Consider the following 17,356-nt stretch of genomic DNA (forward strand, 5'->3'; position numbering starts at 1 on the left):
GGATTTTTTGTTGTTAGCTTAACTCGCTATTATTCACACGGTGGTGCCATGTGAATTAACGCTAAACCGCCGAGAGAGGTTTCACGGTATTTACGGTTCATGTCTTTACCTGTTTGATACATGGTATCGATCACTTTATCGAGCGAGATAAGACACTTACTTGTGCGTTTAAGAGCCATGCGAGAGGCGTTAATTGCTTTCATTGAGCCCATTGCATTACGTTCAATACAAGGCACTTGAACAAGACCACCGATTGGGTCGCACGTCATACCTAACGAATGTTCCATCGCAATTTCAGCCGCCATACAAATTTGCTCATTACTGCCACCGCGAAGTGCCGTTAAGCCAGCGGCAGCCATTGATGATGAAACACCAACTTCACCCTGACAACCCACTTCAGCACCAGAAATAGACGCATTGGTTTTATATAAAATACCAATGGCACCAGATACCGCTAAGAAATCTTTCAGTTGCTTAGTGTCTAGCTCTTTAATGAAGCGATGGTAATACATCAGTACACCAGGAATAACCCCCGCCGCACCATTGGTTGGGGAGGTAACCACTTGGCCACCCGCCGCGTTTTCTTCGCTTACCGCAAACGCGAATAAGTTAATCCAATCCATTATTTCCATAGGATCACTTTCAATAGAAGCATTTGCTTCCAGTTTTTTTAATAATGCAGGCGCACGACGAACCACGTTTAAGCCACCGTCAAGAATGCCTTCAGTTTGGAAACCTCGTTCCATACACAATGACATGACTTTCCAAATTTGATCGGCTTTCGCATCAATCGCTTCCATTGGTTGAAAAGAGACTTCGTTACGCAGAATAAAGCTGCCTAAGCTTAGGCCTTGTTTCTCAGCTTTTTCTAGCATCTCGTCCGCAGATTTGAATGGGAACTCGACTTCAACACCCGTCGCGCTTTTGCCATTGGTTAGCTCATCAGCGGTTGCAATAAATCCGCCGCCTACGGAATAGTAAGTTTCTATAGCCAGTTGTTGGCCTGCGGCATCAAAGATTGAAATCGTCATGCCATTTTCGTGTAATGGCAAATTGGTTTTATGAAAAAGCATATCAGTTTCATAATCAAAGGTGATTTCGTGAGCACCTGCGATATGCAATACCTTATCTTCAATGGCTTTTTTCATTGCCAAGTTTGCACTGGTTATCTTGATGGTATCTGGACGGTTACCTAGTAAACCTAAAATGGTTGCGCGATCGGTATGGTGACCAATCCCCGTTAATGAAAGAGAACCATAAAGATCCACCTGCACGCGAGCCACTTGATCTAAATGAGGTTGGATAAGTTGGGTAAAATTATACCCCGCAATCATAGGACCATTTGTGTGTGAGCTAGATGGCCCAACACCGATTTTGTAGATATCAAAGATAGACAGCATAGACATTACCTATTTACAAAAGTGCAGCAAAACCAAGAATGTAGATGAGTGAGCATCATCTACAGGTGTTGCTATTATAATTATTAAGTTTAGTTGTTTTGTAGATTTGTGCTTAAAAATGACGAATCCCAAGAACTAACAACTAGGACCTGAGATTAAGGTGGTGGAACGTAACATAAATAAGAGGTGACAAATACCCCAAAAAATAAAGGGTAAAGGGTATTTAGAAGATAACCAGAGGTAACAGTTGAATACATGAAGTTAGACATAATATAAGATGTCATATTTACACAATGTCACTGTAGGACGTCGATAATTATGGATGGCACAGAAAAAACACCCGAAGGTTTTATTCATGGAATAGTGTTAGATAACAAGGGTGGAATGAAAAGTCTTTCTTGGGAAGAGAGTTGTCAGGTATGGGCTAGAAATGAAGATATTTGGTTGCATTGCTATTATACCGATGAAGAGATTCATCAGTGGCTGAGTGATAATACAGAATTAAACGAAATTGTATTGGACAGTTTATTCAGTGAAGACAGCCGTCCTCATATTTTAAGTCGAAATAATAACTTATTAGCTGTTTTTCGAGGCATTAACCTAAACCCTAATGCCGAACCGGAAGATATGGTTTCATTGCGAGTATGGACTGATGGGAAACGAATGGTCAGTACCCGTAAGCGTATTCTACTTTCTACTCAAGACATACTAAAACATTTAAACGAAGGTCATGGGCCTAAAGATATACCCGATCTCTTGGTTGAATGGATTGATCGTATAGTAAGAAAAATGTCTGATACGGTCGATAATCTTGAAGATGAGTTATTAATACAAGAAGAAGCCTTAGAAGGCGATGATCTTAGGGAGATACGAAGTTCATTACTTAAAATAAGAAAACAAAGTATTGGCATGCGTCGTTATCTTGCACCACAGCGTGAAGCGATGAATAAGCTAATTAACGAGCCTCTAGATTGGTTAAATGATATGCATCGTTTGAATTTAAGGAGCATTTCAGATCGTCAAATTAGACATATTGAAGATATTGATGCATTAAGAGAAAGATCGGGCATGATTCAAGAAGAAATCAGTAATCAAATGTCAGAGCAAATAAACCAACGATCTTATGTTTTGACGCTTATTGCGGCGATCTTTTTACCACTGAGTTTCTTTACTGGCTTAATGGGGATCAATGTTGGTGGAATGCCAGGGGTTGAATCAAGCATCGCATTTTGGATTGTAACGTTGATTTGTATTGGTATTTCTCTTGGGCTTGTTGGTTTGTTCTTTTGGCGAAAATGGGTTTAAAAGAAAAGCATGAGTGACTCGACGGCACTCATGCTCGTTATTATTTAATCGCTAGACCTTTGTTATTTAAGTACCCTTTAATGTGAGGGCGTGATTCTTGAGATAACTTGCTTGTAATTTGCTCCGACCATGAACTTTGTTTTTGATTGCTGTTACGTGTGGCGTAATACTGCAACATGGTTTCATCGTATTCATGGATTTTGTTTTTATCTAATGGCTTGTACGTATTTTCATGAACAATAACCTCAGGGCTTAAGCGTGGTTTTTGTTGTGGCGTTTGATCGGGATGACCTAAGCACATGCCAAATAACACCGCAGTGTGTTGAGGCAACTCAAGTAAATCGTCCACTTCTTGAGCGTGAGTTCGTAAGCCGCCAATATACACGCCACCTAAGCCCATTGATTCTGCCGCGAGTAAGCAGTTTTGTGCCATTATTCCGGCATCGACAGCACCAATCAGTGTTAGCTCTGTGTATTCTGCTTTTACGTCAGGATTCATTTCATGATGACGTTGAAAATCAATACAAAAAACCAGAAATTCAGCGGCACCTTCAACATAAGGCTGGCCGCCCGAAAGTTCAACTAGTGCTTTTCTCTTTTCCATATCAGTAATACGAATAATTGAGTTTACTTGAAGCAAGCTTGACGAAGAGGCGGCAATTCCTGCGCTAATGATGGTATCTAATTGCACTTTAGAGATAGGGTCATTGGTAAAAACACGGATTGAACGGTGATCTAAAATAGTGTCGATAACTGGGTTCATAAATAGTCCATCATTAATATTCTGATTGAAATAAGGATTAATAGAGCATGTAGGTGTGAAGCTCTGGTCTCTTTATATAAAGATAAGGTCTTATTGATAGAATTCAAGGTAGAGTCGATATTCTATCAATAATTAGATGATTGTTTTCTTATGTGAAAAGCATGAGTAAATCAGTCACTACTCATGCTTTACCTATTACATACCGAAGAAAGTGCCTACGGCTAACCCTAAGAAAATCACTGCCGTTACGCGGTGAATCAAGGTTAATGGCAACTTATCAGCAGAAAATTTACCAATTAGAACAACGGGCACATTCGCCAATAACATACCTATTGTTGTACCCAGAATAACCCAACTAAGGGCATCGGCATTTTGAGCGCCTAAAATGGAAGTGGCTATTTGAGTTTTGTCCCCAATTTCAGCAATGAAAAAGGCAATGAAACTGGCAACAAAAGGACCTCGGTTTGAGATTTTTTCGTCATCATCCAACTTATCTGGGATCAAGACCCAACCGGCCATTATGACAAAGCTGATAATTAGAGCCCACTTTAAGGTTTCAGGTGTTAGGTAATCGGCAACGACAACCCCTAAATAGGCGGCTAAGGTGTGGTTTAACAGAGTCGCAAAAAAGATCGCAGCAATAATAGGGATTGGTTTTCGGTATCTACTGGCAAGCAGTAAAGAGAGGAGTTGGGTTTTATCACCGATTTCCGCTAAGGCGACGGTGGTTATTGATATGGCTAGTACACTCACGACATTACTCATTTGGGCGGGATTATTATTATAAGTCCATAGAAAAACCTCACGCCCACCCAATGGTTCGTGATGTTAATCTAAGGTCTTGCCGAACAAGCTGCTCATGCTTGTCTCGTATACCATGATGATTTTGCATCAATTATGTTGATATACGAACTTTCTGCTTATTTTGCCTAAGCAATTAAAACAAGAAAGCGGGCTACTCCCCAAAGAGTAAGGGCGTGATAATAGGGGAATCGTCTTCTAGATTCAAGTCAGGGTATTGTTAGAAAGTGTAAATTATGCAGTTTGTGCATGTCATCGTGGCATTTTTTTCGCATCTATTTCTATAGGTTCGTATTATAATCCGTTCCATTCAATCACCTTATGTAACTGGCGCTATGGATCTTATTCAACTCTCTCGTATTAATTTTAAGCAACTGACGGCTCTGCATGTAATGCTGTCTACCCACAGTGTTACTCAAAGCGCTGAAATTTTATGCATGAGTCCATCGAGTGTCAGTAAAACGTTATCGCAATTACGATCATTACTTGGTGATGAGCTTTTTTATCGCGATGGTACGCAACTTATCCCAACGGCTTTTGCGTTAAAAGTGGGGCCGACAGTTCACCTTATTTTAAACAATATGAATGGATTGTTGAATCAGTCATCTTTTGAACCAAAGGCATTTACGGGGAAGTTTTCATTGTCTATGCGTGAGAGTACGCTTGAAATTTTTGCGCCGATTATCAGTGATATTTTATCCAATCAAGCGCCTCATGCTCACATTGATATTCACTCTAAAGAACAACTTGGTTTCGATGCGCTCTTGAGTGGGCAAGTGGATGCCATTATTCTACCGCATGATAAAAGTCAGCCACCGACGAATGAAAAGCAGTTAGTGTGGGAAACCGTGATTGACGATGAAATGGTGTGCTTAATGAAATCAAATCATCCATTAGCGACAAAACCCCTTACGGTTGAGAATTACTTAACGTATAAGCACATTGGTATTTTTGATAAAGAATTAAATCAGCCTTATTTTGAGCAGTTGCTAACGCAGCAACATCAACCGAGAAACATGGCAATGTCAGTGGCTGATTTTGGCAGTGCGGCGGCGATGTGCCATCATTCTGATTTTTTATTTACCTGTTCTAAAAAGTGGTTTGAAGTAGCAAAACAAGCGCAAGATTTAATTGAAAAACCACTGCCTTTTGGTTACGGACAGGTTGTTTACAGTGTGGTTTATAATAAGTTAAGTTTGAATGACCAAGCGTTGAATTGGTTATTGAATCGGATAAAGAATTAGAAGAACCAATATAAAAAGAGAAATAATGTTAACCTTTCTCTTTCATCGATATGACATGATATAGACTCTATTTACCAAGGTGTTCACATGGATTTACAACAAGAAAATAGTATTGCAGAACACTCATTAGAGCGTATTTATCCAAAGCAGCTCAATCGAGATGAAAAAAGTCATCAAGAGGTATTGGATATTCATTTAGAACGTTATCAATTTGCCTCGGAACAATTACACGGAACCGACATTCTAGACATCGCGTGTGGTTGTGGTTACGGAACGGCATTAATGGCAGAAGCGCATCCAGACAAACAATTTGTTGGTGTAGATGTTGATCCTAAAGCCGTTGAATACGCAAAAATACATTATCAAGCAGATAACCTTCGCTATGAGTGCGGTAATGGTATGAGTTTCACTCTGAAAAAAATGGATGATTCAGCACATACATTCGATACCATTATTAGTTTAGAAACCATTGAGCACGTTCCTGAACCTCAAAAAATGGTGACGCATCTATTGACACAATTAAGCGATAAAGGGGTGATGATCGCGTCTGTACCTACAACGCCAACGGTTGATGGTAATCCACATCATCTGCATGATTTTACGGTTGCTTCTTTTTATCGTTTGTTTTCTGCCTCTGATTACCAAGCAGGTGAAACGTTTGAGCAGATCCAGTATTGGGAATTTAAAGGGCTTTTTTCTAAAAAAGAGTCGAAAGAAAATCGCTCTCAAGGTGTCGGTCGAAACATCATTAAACATTACGTTAAAAAGCCAAGTGCGTTGTTTTTTAGAGTGCAGTCGATATTAACCAAAGGGTTAAATAATCGATACTTAACCGCGGTGTTTTCTAAGTAACTGTATTTAAATAAAATGTGGATCTCTAGTGAGATCCGTAATTTTAAGTATAAACCGAAGGGGTGATAACGCTTCGCCCTAATTGTTTTACTAAACTCGCCTCAAATTCATTCATTTGTGTTTCACTGCACTTATCCCATGTTAGCGCTTCACCAACCACACCATGATGCTGAAATGCATTCAGTCGAATTTGAATGTATTCTGGTAATGTTTTTAAGTACGCACTAATCGCGTCTATTTCGGTGAGTAAATCGGTTTTATTGGGGATATACAACAAGCGAACTTCATGCAATTTATTATGTTGTTGTAAAAAATTGATGGAGTGTAATACACGGTGATTTTCTCTGCCGACCAACCATAAATGCGTGTCGTTCTGCCATGCTTTTAAATCAATCATTGTGCCATCAAGATAAGGCAATACTTTTGTCCAACCTTGCTCTGATAAGCTGCCATTACTGTCGATAAAACAGGTTAAGTGGCTTAATGATGGGGTGGTCTTAATTGCTTTAAAGTACTCAATAATAAAAGGCAACTGAAGCGTTGCTTCACCCCCTGAGATAGTTACGCCACTTAAAAAAGGAGAGTGTCTTTTTGTTAGCTCAATTAGTGTTTGAACCGAATACGTGATGATTTTTGGATTCGATTTACTTGGGCACACATCAATGCAGTTATCACATTGGGTACACAGAGATTCATTCCAAATAACTTTTTTCTGCGAATCAAATGTTAATGCACCTGTAGGGCAAGGCTCAACACAGTCACCGCAATGATCACAGTGATTAATGGTATGAGGATTGTGACAAGTAATGCAATCGTAGTTACAGCCTTGTAGAAAGATCACAAGGCGGTTGCCAGGGCCATCAACACAAGAAAAGGTCAGCACTTTGCTGACCATTCCTGTTTTATCATAGTTGATGGTATCGCTGCTTAATGGGGAAGCGTTTACCATAATATGAACTATTCTGCGTAAGTTGGTGTGATTTCTAATGCCGCTACACGTGGCTTACGATTTAATATTCCCGTGTTCTTTGCCGCTTCGGCACCTAAGAATGTGGTATTAGTGCGAGAACCTTCATCGTCAAATTTTGCAATATCAGACAACTTGATCATATAGCCAGTCACACGAACTAAATCATTTGATGCAACGTTTGCTGTAAATTCACGGTAGCCAGATTGAAGAGCCCCTTTCGCTAGGTTAAACATCGCTTCTGGGTTTGATTTAACGGTTTCATCAATCGTTAAAATATCACTGATGCCTGATGTGTAATATTGATGATGCCCAGCGGTTGCTTGCACATAAGACACTGGATCTGGTTCTGTACCATAAGGAATACGAACACCAGGAGTTACATCAATATCTAAGCTAATGCCACCTTGAGCATGAAGCAATGCTTTGCCGTGGTAACCGTATTTTACGTCAGTCGCATCAACAATTTCAGAAAGCTGTTTAGAGATAGCGTGACCTAATTGGTTCGCGACGTCATCGTGGCCATATTTTGCGGTAATGCTTTCTTTCTCAAGTAAAATATTTACGGCTTCTGCCATGCCATAAATACCAAACATTGGTGCAAAACGGTCTTCATGGATTAAGCCTTCTTTCGTTAAGAAACCTTCAAAGAAGTTCGATTTCTTATGTAAGAATTCGCTGCGCGTGTCCATTAAACCAAACATAATTTGGCAGTAGTGAGGCAGAACGTTTTCAATAAAATCTGCTTTATTTTCTGCTTTATTTGCGGCTTCTTTCAAGTTCATACGCACTAACGTATTTGATCCACCAGCAAGAGGTAATGAGTTGTAGCAACTTACGATACCAAAGCCTGTATTGTGGTATGCCTTAGCATGAACAGGATAGTTTGCGATGTGTGGTTTGCTGCATTCACAAATGTTTGATGCGGCGTGACGAAGCAAGTCATCAGGCGTAACGTCTGCGTCATACATAAAAGTTAGGTTTGGTGCGATTTGCTTTAATTCAGCATCAACACGCAAGATAGTACGACAAATAATATTGTCTGTTGGACCAATATTTACGTGCATGAAAGCATCTGGAAGCGTGCGATCTAGCATTATCCAGAAACGTTTTATTTTGTGGTAAATTTCTTCATCACTAAGGGCACCAACGTAAGGCAGAAGTACAGTATCAAGTTGGCCAAGATAAACAGGGATAGAGGTAACAGAAGGGACATGATGATACAAAATAGTGAGTAAATTTAATGCATCATCAAAATCTTCGGCAGGATTCAACTCTAGGAATTCAGAACCTTGAGCTAAAAACTTTGCGTAATCTGGCAATACATAGCGAGGTTTATAAGGGGCGTGACCTTCAAACATGTCGCATAACACGCCATCTTTTAGAGCTTGCTGAGTGTCTGAGTCAATCTCCATATAAGGTAAGCTTGCCTCTGCTTCTAATGCCAAATATTGTGATTTTTGTTTTGGAGACAGGTTGGCATCTGTGATGATGCTATAAAAGCGTGATTGACTCATGATAAAACCCTTTTAATTAGTATGGGTTTATTTTAGGTGAATAACTAATTTTCAGTTAGTGAAATTAAAGCAAATAGTCTTTTCTTTTTTGGAAATAACGAAGAGATAAAAATAATATAGATGTGCATAATATGTAGAGAGTCACGTCGCCGGTAAATGTTCAATTAACGATCTTGCCAAAGAGATAAGGAACAAATGTGTTTTGATGATACTCTTTGTGGATATTTTGATCTAAAAAACAGTGAATAACGTAGAGTGTAGTAAGACTAAAAAATAGGGATCTATAATGCATCAGTTAACGATTTTTTATGATGGAACCTGTCCATTGTGTGCAAGAGAAATGGGAGCTCTCACCAAGGAAGATAAAGAAAACAAGATTAAAACCATTGATATCTATAGTGAAGACTTTTCGGAATACCCTCAAATTGACGCCACAGCCGCGAATACTGTGTTACATGCATTAAACGCCAAAGGTGAACTGCTTTTAGGGCTCGATGTTACGTATGAGGCATGGAGATTAGTCGGTAAAGGTTGGCTTTATGCGCCTCTACGTTGGCCGGGTATTAAGACACTTGCTGATTGGTGTTATCTTCGCTTTGCTAGAAACCGTTATCGTGTCTCTTATTGGCTTACAGGGACTTCGCGTTGTAACGGAAATAGCTGCTCAAAATAATCAAAATTAGATGACAAAGCCTATCACATGAGATATTCAATCGATTATTGAATCAAACGTTCACTGCCATTTACCTCACTTAATATAATGAGTCGGGGTTTCTCCAGTGTGTTGCTTAAAGAAATGAATAAACGCACTGTCACTAGAAAATTCTAACGCGTGGGCGACAACAGAGACACTCTTTTTCTCTGATAATTGTTCAATCGCAGTGAGCAGTCGCCATTGTTGACGCCACGCTTGGTAAGGCATCCCGGTTTCTTTTATGAATAATCGGCTAATGGTTTTGCTGCTTGCCCCAATATGCTTTGCCATTTCATTCAATGGTTGAGGTAACAGTGTTCCTTGTTTTACTTTTTCTAACCACAATGCTAATCGTTTATCTTTGGGTAAAGGCAGTGTGAGTTTATTCTTTTCTGCGTGAAAAAGTTCTTCGCAACATAATGCCAATGTGTTTTTTTGCTCTTCGCTGGGTTTATCCCAATCCCAAAAGGCCATTCGTTCAATCAATTCCTTTAATAATGGTGTGACGCTAAAAATACTCAGTTCTGTTGGTAAATTATCGATAGCGAGAGGATCAAAATAAAGAGAACGATAGGCAACGACATTGGTCATGGTAGCGCAATGTTCAATCCCCGCAGGAATCCAAGCAACTTTGGTTGGCGGTAATACACAATGCAGCCCGTCGAGCGTAATACTTATGCAGCCATGTGGGGCAAACAACAATTGTGCGCGGTTGTGTATGTGCATGCCTGAATCGTGTCTGCCGACTTGGGCGGCAATACCAACAAAAGGATAAGGCATGTCATCAACATAAAAAGGAGTGTTGTCATCGATTAGCATGGTTTGTCCTTATTTTGATGTTTATTGTTCTATTGTTGATATTTGAACACAAATGAAGTCCATATACTTCTCTTATTCCAATTTTAGAAGAGAATAATATGAATAAAAAACCTCATATGGGACTGATCATCATACTGTTGATGTTCCCTCAAATTATTGAAACCATTTACAGTCCAGTATTGCCTCACCTAGTCGATTATTTTGGCGTATCAATGGCAAGCGCCAGTCAAACCTTGTCTATTTACTTTATTGCTTTTGCTGTGGGCGTTGTTTTTTGGGGGCGGGTTTCTGATGTGATTGGACGTAGAAAATCCATGCTGTGTGGTTTATTGACTTATGGCGTTGGTTGTTTGTTAGCCATCATGGCAACTGATTTTGATATGGTATTAATTGCACGTGTTATTTCAGCGTTTGGAGCGGCAGTAGGCTCTGTTATTGGACAAACGATATTACGTGATAGTTATGAAGGCAAAGAGTTAGGAAAAGTGTTTTCATTAGCAATCGTTGCTGTATCGATCAGTCCCGTTGTTGGTTTACTGTTAGGCGGATTTCTTTCTGAATATTTTGGGCACTTAGTGGTGTTTAGTTTACTGCTTTTCATGGCTTTTATATTACTGACTGTATCGGCCTTTTCTTTACCTGAAACTAAACCTGCTCACATTCAAACCGTCAGTTTTATGAGTATTTTTAAGGCAATGCTTAAAGATGGGGATATTTGGAAAAGTGCGATTTTGGTTGCTTGCTTTAATGTCATGATGTTTAGCTATTATTCTTTAGCGCCATTTATGTTTAGTCAGTTTGGCTTAAGTTCGATTGAATTTGGTTACAGTGGAGTGATATTGGCGAGCGCGTCCGTTATAGGAAGCTCGATGAATAAGCACTTGTTAGCAAAAGAATGGGGTTCCCAGCGATTGATTCAGATTGCGGTGTTACTCAGTTTTATGGGGGCCGTTCAGGTATGTTTTTATCAAGATAGTCTTTGGTTTTTAGTCGGAATGGCTATGGTTGTGGTGGGGTTTGGTATGGCAAGCCCTAATATATTTAGTACAGCATTAGTTAATTATAAACACCAAGTAGGCACGGCAGGCGCGGTATTAGGGTTGTTGTATTACAGTTTAATTGGTGGGGGATTAGGGCTTGCTGGTGTGATTGGAAATTTAGGGTTAGTACTAATAGCAATGTCGTTATTGGCTGGAACTATGTTGTTATCTAGGGAATAAATGGATTATGAATAAAAAGAGAGGTGATAATAGCCTCTCTTTTTTTATTGCTTTGGTTATTTTATTTTGCCAGTTCGTAGTTTTCTTTCATTTCTTCTGGTGCGATGCCATATTCATAATCGGCAAGGTAACCGTCTTTGTAGACTGTCATTCCTTTATCGTCCCAGCTCACTTTAATGGTCGCAGTTTTACCATCGTCACTGCCCATCAGTGTTAACATTTCGTCATCTATTTTGATGGCTTTAATGCTTTTGATTCGTTTAAACGATGCGAACTCTGTTGAGATAGGAAGAGCGCCATAAGTGCCTTTCCATACGTCTTGAGGTACTAACCATTCGTTATAGATATCATCGACAACCGCGGTTGGCATTCTAGCGACAACAACCTCTTTGATCATCGTATTGCTTGTTTCTAGGTGATAACCGCCTTTGCCATCAGACACATAAGTAGGGAACTGTTTGCCTAGTTCAGAGGTTTTTGGTAATCGGCCTAAGGTTGGTGAGCTTTTTACAAACAGCTGAGCAGATTCGAATTTTGTCATGATCTCTGGGATCTTCTGAAATTCAACAGGAGCAGAAAAAGCAGAAAAAGAAGCAAAGAGAGCAGAAATAACTAATGTGTTAACGCTGAATTTCATTATGGACTCAATTATCAATAAGGTTGACGTTTTGCGGCAATATAGCGTATTCGGTGTCAATTAACAGAGATCCTGTTAACAAAATCACAATAAAAAGCCCTTATTACCGAAGCAATAAGGGCTTTGTTTATTTAGCCAATAGACGTTGCTATTTATAATGTTAATTAGGCATTTTTATTAAAATGAATGTTCGCCTAATACTTTTCCGTTTACGGTTTTACCGTAGTAGCCTTGGTGGTTATGGTATTTCTCTTGGTTTGCTTTTAAGTCACCTGTAAAGCGAGGATCTTGAGGGCGTTCATGACTGTTCATGAAGGCAGCAACATCCCATGCTTCTTGTTTAGTGATCTGAATACTTTTTCCAAGTGGCATGTTTTCATAAATAAAGAAAGCGGCGGTATTAACACGGTGCATGCCTGCTCCCCAGTTAAATGAGTCTTTGCCCCATAGTGGTGGGAAAGATTGCACGCCGTGATCTCTAATGCCTTCGCCATTGGCACCATGACAGCTTGCACACGTAGTGTTGTAAACGATCTCGCCACGCTCAATAGAAGGGGCTTGCTCCGGTTTATCTAGTTTTGGGAAACTACGACCAGCTAATTTCCCTCGTTTTCCTGCGGGTAAATCTTTCATCATCTCAGTAGGTAAGATGAACGTTTCATCATTACCACCAAGTTGAACTGCGGTATCGGATAACTCAGGAATAGGGGTATCTTGCATTCCATATTTGTCTAATAACCCCCCCATGGCTAACCAGTAGGAATACGCACTTAATGCGACTAATTCAGGTGAGTCTGTTGGCGGAGCGGTACCGTTCATGGAATAAGTGAAACACCCTTGAATACGTTCTGCGTAGGTGTTTACTTTGTCATTTTTCGAGCGATAAGCAGGGTAGGCCATGAATGCCCCCCAAAGTGGCGCTGAATCGGCTTTCATCCCGGCTTGCATATGGCAGTTTACGCAATTCTGTTGGTTATTAACGTATTTGCCTTGCAAGGTTTGCGTGTTTACAAATAGAGAATAACCTTGTTTAACTTTGTCACCAAAAGGGGTGTTCGGGATCGTACTGAAATCACGTGGAACTAAGTGATCAGACTTTTCTGTTTTTGGATGGGCCGGTAATTCTGCTTGTTTGTCTGGTAAATCAGTATTTGCTAAAACGTTATTTGATAATAACGTTGCGGCAGCCAGAGTGATTAGGTATTTTTTCATTGTCATCATCCTTATTTCACGTTGGCAAAGTATTGAGATAATTGCGAGATCTCAGTATCTGTGAGTTGTCGTGCGATACTGCCCATCACGTCATTGTGATCACCTGAGCGGGTTTTGTTTTTCCATGCTTTTAATTGTTCTTCAAGATAATCAGGATGTTGATTTGCTAAGCGAGGAAAATCTTGTACCCCAATGCCACTGGCACCGTGACAAGTAGAGCAGGCTGGAATATTACGATCCCAATCACCTTGGTAAACGAGCTTACGAGCAGGGTCTTCGATAATGGCATGGTCGCCGCGGTGTTCTGGATTTTTAATTTCAGGAGCAGATAAAGAAGCGAAGTAATTAATGGCTTCGGCTTTCTTTTTTGGATCAGAAATGAGGCCAGCCATTGGTGTCATCAGAGGGTCGCTACGCTCGCCTGCAATGAATAAATCGATTTGACGAGTAAGGTATTCCGCGTTTTTCCCTGCAATCATAGGGGCCATGTTAGGTAAGCCCATGCCGGTGGGCATATGGCAACTGGTACATACGGTTGCTGCGGGTGGAATTGGTGCTGCAAAGGCTGAGCTGATGGATAGAAGCAAAACCCCTAACCCCATGCTGCCTTGAACTATTCTGGTTAATGACATATTCGCTCCACAAAAATTACTTTATTTTTTTAGGGATATTTTCTTTTTATTATCAATATTATTTATAGTCTTGGGTATTGTGGTTTTCCACATTTATTATGCAGCGTGTGATATGAATGGGCTTATTTTTATTCATAGAACGGAATAATAACTGGTGTGTAGAGCACACCAGTCATCGTATTTAAGTGAATTGCTAGCTTAGACTGATTTTAGCAGGAAGCGCTTGTCTTGCTGCTGCACCAACCACCCAATCAAGTAAAACGCCTTTGCCTTCACGAGTTGGGTCTATCAAGCCAATGTCATTAATATTCACGCCGTCGTTTGATTTTAACTTTACCGGTTGTTGAGTATCGCCAATCCAATGGGCACGTTCGCCTAATTCTTTATGACCAAACCCATGTTCAAAGCCTAGGGTGCCACGTTGAATACCATCTACTAACATCGCTAACGCGTTGGTTGAGCTGCTTGGTGTGGTTATTGTGAATACATCGCCAGTTTTAACGCCGAGTTTTTGTGCGTCTGCCGGATGAATATAAACAGGGTTTACGCCTTTAATTGAATTTAAGCGAGGAGATAAGTTAGACACCGCGCTGTGAATGTTAGATTTAAAGTTAGTTAACGTAAATGGCCATTCTGATTTTGGGTATTTATCACTTAACGGTGTGCCATCAGCGAGCTTTTGTGGATACCACGTAGGGCAACCACTGTATTGCTCACCTGTCATGGTGTTGCGAGAGGTGCCGAGTTTCTCGTTCCAAATTGCTAATGGTTTTTTCCATTTGTATTTCATTTCATCGTTTTTGTACGCTTCTGTTGCGTCTTCAAAACGCCCACCGCGAGCAAAAATATAGGCTACTTTGCCTAATTCTTCTGGCGATAAAACTCGTTGCATGTCTGGTAGTAATCGTTCTAACCCTGACAACACCATGTCTTCTGCGGTGGCGGTTGGTACGCCATTGGCCACATAAGCAAGGTTAGCCGCTGAACGTAAATAGAAATCTTCCGCACAATGAATGCCATGCCAGTTGCCGTTTGCATCTGAAATCGCGTTATCCCCAAAGCCACCAAGATCCATCTGTTTTGCAATATCAATAAAGAAGTTTTCAAGATTGATAGTGCGACCATCAGCCGTTTTTTCTGTTAATGGTTCAACAATAGGCCAACGAGCTGTGACGGCTTTTGTTGGTACGCCATGCCAAGGTGTTGCCATTCCCCAGCTTTCATAAGTAACGGTATCGGGTACTAAGTAATCAGATAGTGCTGTGGTTTCGTTAATGAAGGCATCAACAGAGACAATCAATCCCAATTGTTTTGGATCTTTGATTTTATCGCTTAATAAATTATCTAATCCAGGAACGCCATAAAGCGGGTTTGCCATGTGGTTTATCCATGCTTTTGCACGGTATGGATAACCATCAATCGCCGCTGACAAATGCTCTGTCAGTAACGGAGCAGAAATAGGGTACCAAGGTGAGCGAGTTGGGTAAGGCGATTGGCCTGCCGCTATTTTACGTTTGTATTCACTGGTTTTCTGGTATGGGAATTTACTGCGAGATAAGAAAACGCCTTGTGGTTTAACCTTACCTGAGAATTTTGCAAAGTTATAACGTGGACCTTCCGCTGACGTAGGGTAACCGCCTGCTTTTGCCATCGTTCCACCTTTTAAATTGATGTTACCGATAAGGGCATTCAACATCAAAATGGTGTAAGCGTTATAAAAGCCATTACTGTGCATGTTACCGCCGTGGGTATCGACGACAGCTTTAGTTCCATGACTGGTAAATTTAGTGGCTAATGCAATGATCTCATCTTCTGAGATCCCGCATTGCTCACTGTAGAACGCCAAGTCATATTTAAACGCTTCTTCTTTTAAGCGTTGTAATGATGACTTAACGGTGACGGTGCCAGTGATGGTTTCTACTTGTTGGCTTACAAATAACATCGCTGGTTGGTTCTGTGTATTGATGGCTAACTGCTTCGTTTCTGCATCAATAATCACATAAGGATCACTGTCAGACAGCGCTTCGCCTTCATACGCTAATCCCATTTCAGACGCACGTAAGAATGCGCCATTTCTAGGATGAGATTCATCGCTAATAACAAGATGAGTGGCATTACACCAATGAGCAGTGCCTGCGTTTTTCATTGCATTCACACTTGGTTGCGCTAAGAAGGTGTGATTGTAACGCTCGTTAGTGATGATCCATTGGATCATACCTAGCACTAAAGCGGAATCTGTGCCTGAGTTAATTGGCATCCAACGGTTGTTATCACCCGCCGCTAGGCTTGATGAACCAGCCGGTAAGCTTGGTGTGATAATCGTGTATTCAAAATTACCACGAGTACGAGCAGCGGCCAATTGGCGAGCCTGACGTTTAAATGGATTACCGGCTTGGGCTGGCGACATACCAATAAAGATTGCAAATTCGGTGTGTTCTAAATCCGGTTTTACGTGAGCGAACTTGTCGAGATCATTCATTAATGCGCCAGAGCCTGCGCGGAAAGCATAACCACAATATGAACCATGATGACCAAAATTACGTGTACCATAACTGTTGAAAGCAAAGCGTTTTAAAATGTCATCACGACCTTCGTTACCCGCGTTGGTGACTAACAGTTGATTGGCCTTTGGGCCGTATTCTGGGTTATTAGGATCAACAGGTGTTTTTAGATCTCGAATAGCGCGTAATCCTTCAACATGACCTTCACCAAATAAATCGCCTCCTTCAATCACTTCTTCAAGTAATTGTTCATAACTGATGGGCACCCATTTTCCTTCACCACGTTTACCGACACGTTTTAATGGTTGAGTAATACGATACGGACTGTTGCGAATTTCCATCATGCCATTACCACGGGCACACGCCGTAGAGCGACCTGCAATGCCAGTTTCTCCAGCTAAGCCAATGTACGCGTCTTTTACTGACGTATTGAATGGGATTTGCTGCTCGTGTGATAATGGATGATACGGATTGCCAGAGATACGTAAGATCTTATCGCTGTCATTATCAATACGGACGCGTAGGCCACATAATGTCCAACAACCAAAACACATTGAAGGGGCAACACGTTGCTTTGGATTAGGGATAAATTTCCCTTCCTCTGTCACCGTGTATTCTGGTTCTAATGAATTACCATGATGAATGTGGTTGGTTTTCTTACCTGCGGTGCCTTCAATCACCCCATGAGCCATGTGTTTTGCTGTTGTTGCATAGCCTGCCGCAAAAGCACCAACACCACCAACAGCAAGACCTGATTTTAAAAACTGACGACGTTTGTTATCCATGTTCAAT

The 17,356-nt window shown here is 40.7% G+C and carries 15 protein-coding genes and 1 riboswitch; of the genes, 5 read left to right on the forward strand and 10 right to left on the reverse strand.

Annotated elements, in window-relative coordinates:
* Window positions 1–29 precede the first annotated feature (29 nt).
* Complete coding sequence (locus AACV33_RS03225; protein WP_023602578.1) at window positions 30–1,400, reverse strand: L-serine ammonia-lyase; 1,371 nt, start codon at window positions 1,398–1,400, stop codon at window positions 30–32.
* Between the two features lie 318 nt (window positions 1,401–1,718).
* On the opposite strand from AACV33_RS03225, the gene AACV33_RS03230 reads away from it, so the two are divergent.
* Complete coding sequence (locus tag AACV33_RS03230; RefSeq protein WP_182699850.1) at window positions 1,719–2,705, forward strand: zinc transporter ZntB; 987 nt, start codon at window positions 1,719–1,721, stop codon at window positions 2,703–2,705.
* 40 nt (window positions 2,706–2,745) lie between these two features.
* Here AACV33_RS03230 and nfsA read toward each other — a convergent pair whose 3' ends face one another.
* On the reverse strand, window positions 2,746–3,468 hold the full coding sequence (gene nfsA, locus AACV33_RS03235; protein ID WP_017023383.1) for an oxygen-insensitive NADPH nitroreductase: 723 nt from the start codon (window positions 3,466–3,468) through the stop codon (window positions 2,746–2,748).
* A 195-nt stretch (window positions 3,469–3,663) separates the two neighbouring features.
* Window positions 3,664–4,221 carry a TMEM165/GDT1 family protein gene (locus tag AACV33_RS03240; RefSeq protein ID WP_026025609.1) on the reverse strand — a complete coding sequence of 186 codons (558 nt, stop codon included), beginning with the start codon at window positions 4,219–4,221 and terminating at the stop codon, window positions 3,664–3,666.
* Between the two features lie 93 nt (window positions 4,222–4,314).
* Window positions 4,315–4,444: riboswitch (yybP-ykoY riboswitch) on the reverse strand.
* A 160-nt stretch (window positions 4,445–4,604) separates the two neighbouring features.
* On the opposite strand from AACV33_RS03240, the gene AACV33_RS03245 reads away from it, so the two are divergent.
* A complete protein-coding gene (locus AACV33_RS03245) occupies window positions 4,605–5,513 on the forward strand; it encodes a LysR family transcriptional regulator (RefSeq protein WP_065611769.1) in 909 nt (302 codons plus the stop codon).
* Between the two features lie 87 nt (window positions 5,514–5,600).
* Complete coding sequence (locus tag AACV33_RS03250) at window positions 5,601–6,365, forward strand: class I SAM-dependent methyltransferase (RefSeq protein WP_065611768.1); 765 nt, start codon at window positions 5,601–5,603, stop codon at window positions 6,363–6,365.
* A gap of 43 nt (window positions 6,366–6,408) precedes the next feature.
* Here AACV33_RS03250 and AACV33_RS03255 read toward each other — a convergent pair whose 3' ends face one another.
* Together AACV33_RS03255 and AACV33_RS03260 are read right to left on the reverse strand one after the other, a co-directional pair.
* Window positions 6,409–7,314, reverse strand: coding sequence for a YjjW family glycine radical enzyme activase (locus AACV33_RS03255; protein ID WP_182699851.1), 906 nt, complete (start codon window positions 7,312–7,314; stop codon window positions 6,409–6,411).
* A gap of 8 nt (window positions 7,315–7,322) precedes the next feature.
* Window positions 7,323–8,849, reverse strand: a complete 1,527-nt coding sequence (locus AACV33_RS03260) for a YjjI family glycine radical enzyme (RefSeq protein WP_182699852.1) — start codon at window positions 8,847–8,849, stop codon at window positions 7,323–7,325.
* A 286-nt stretch (window positions 8,850–9,135) separates the two neighbouring features.
* Between AACV33_RS03260 and AACV33_RS03265 the strand changes: the two genes are divergently transcribed.
* Window positions 9,136–9,522, forward strand: a complete 387-nt coding sequence (locus AACV33_RS03265) for a thiol-disulfide oxidoreductase DCC family protein (protein ID WP_023604221.1) — start codon at window positions 9,136–9,138, stop codon at window positions 9,520–9,522.
* A 75-nt stretch (window positions 9,523–9,597) separates the two neighbouring features.
* On the opposite strand, the gene AACV33_RS03270 is transcribed toward AACV33_RS03265, so the two are convergent.
* Window positions 9,598–10,362 (reverse strand): AraC family transcriptional regulator, encoded by a 765-nt coding sequence (locus AACV33_RS03270; RefSeq protein WP_182699853.1) that lies wholly within the window; start codon window positions 10,360–10,362, stop codon window positions 9,598–9,600.
* Window positions 10,363–10,460: 98 nt separating this feature from the next.
* Here AACV33_RS03270 and AACV33_RS03275 point away from each other — a divergent pair, with 98 nt between their 5' ends.
* Window positions 10,461–11,582 (forward strand): multidrug effflux MFS transporter, encoded by a 1,122-nt coding sequence (locus tag AACV33_RS03275; RefSeq protein ID WP_182699854.1) that lies wholly within the window; start codon window positions 10,461–10,463, stop codon window positions 11,580–11,582.
* A 61-nt stretch (window positions 11,583–11,643) separates the two neighbouring features.
* On the opposite strand, the gene AACV33_RS03280 is transcribed toward AACV33_RS03275, so the two are convergent.
* The 4 genes from AACV33_RS03280 to AACV33_RS03295 form a co-directional block, all read right to left on the reverse strand.
* Window positions 11,644–12,219 (reverse strand): hypothetical protein, encoded by a 576-nt coding sequence (locus AACV33_RS03280; RefSeq protein ID WP_182699855.1) that lies wholly within the window; start codon window positions 12,217–12,219, stop codon window positions 11,644–11,646.
* A gap of 177 nt (window positions 12,220–12,396) precedes the next feature.
* A complete protein-coding gene (locus AACV33_RS03285; protein ID WP_017023373.1) occupies window positions 12,397–13,431 on the reverse strand; it encodes a c-type cytochrome in 1,035 nt (344 codons plus the stop codon).
* A gap of 11 nt (window positions 13,432–13,442) precedes the next feature.
* Complete coding sequence (locus AACV33_RS03290) at window positions 13,443–14,063, reverse strand: c-type cytochrome (RefSeq protein WP_017023372.1); 621 nt, start codon at window positions 14,061–14,063, stop codon at window positions 13,443–13,445.
* Between the two features lie 193 nt (window positions 14,064–14,256).
* Window positions 14,257–17,349 carry a tetrathionate reductase subunit A gene (locus AACV33_RS03295; RefSeq protein ID WP_065611764.1) on the reverse strand — a complete coding sequence of 1,031 codons (3,093 nt, stop codon included), beginning with the start codon at window positions 17,347–17,349 and terminating at the stop codon, window positions 14,257–14,259.
* Between the last annotated feature and the right edge of the window lie 7 nt (window positions 17,350–17,356).

Source organism: Aliivibrio sp. SR45-2 (genome assembly GCF_963890165.1).
Lineage (GTDB): Bacteria > Pseudomonadota > Gammaproteobacteria > Enterobacterales > Vibrionaceae > Aliivibrio > Aliivibrio salmonicida.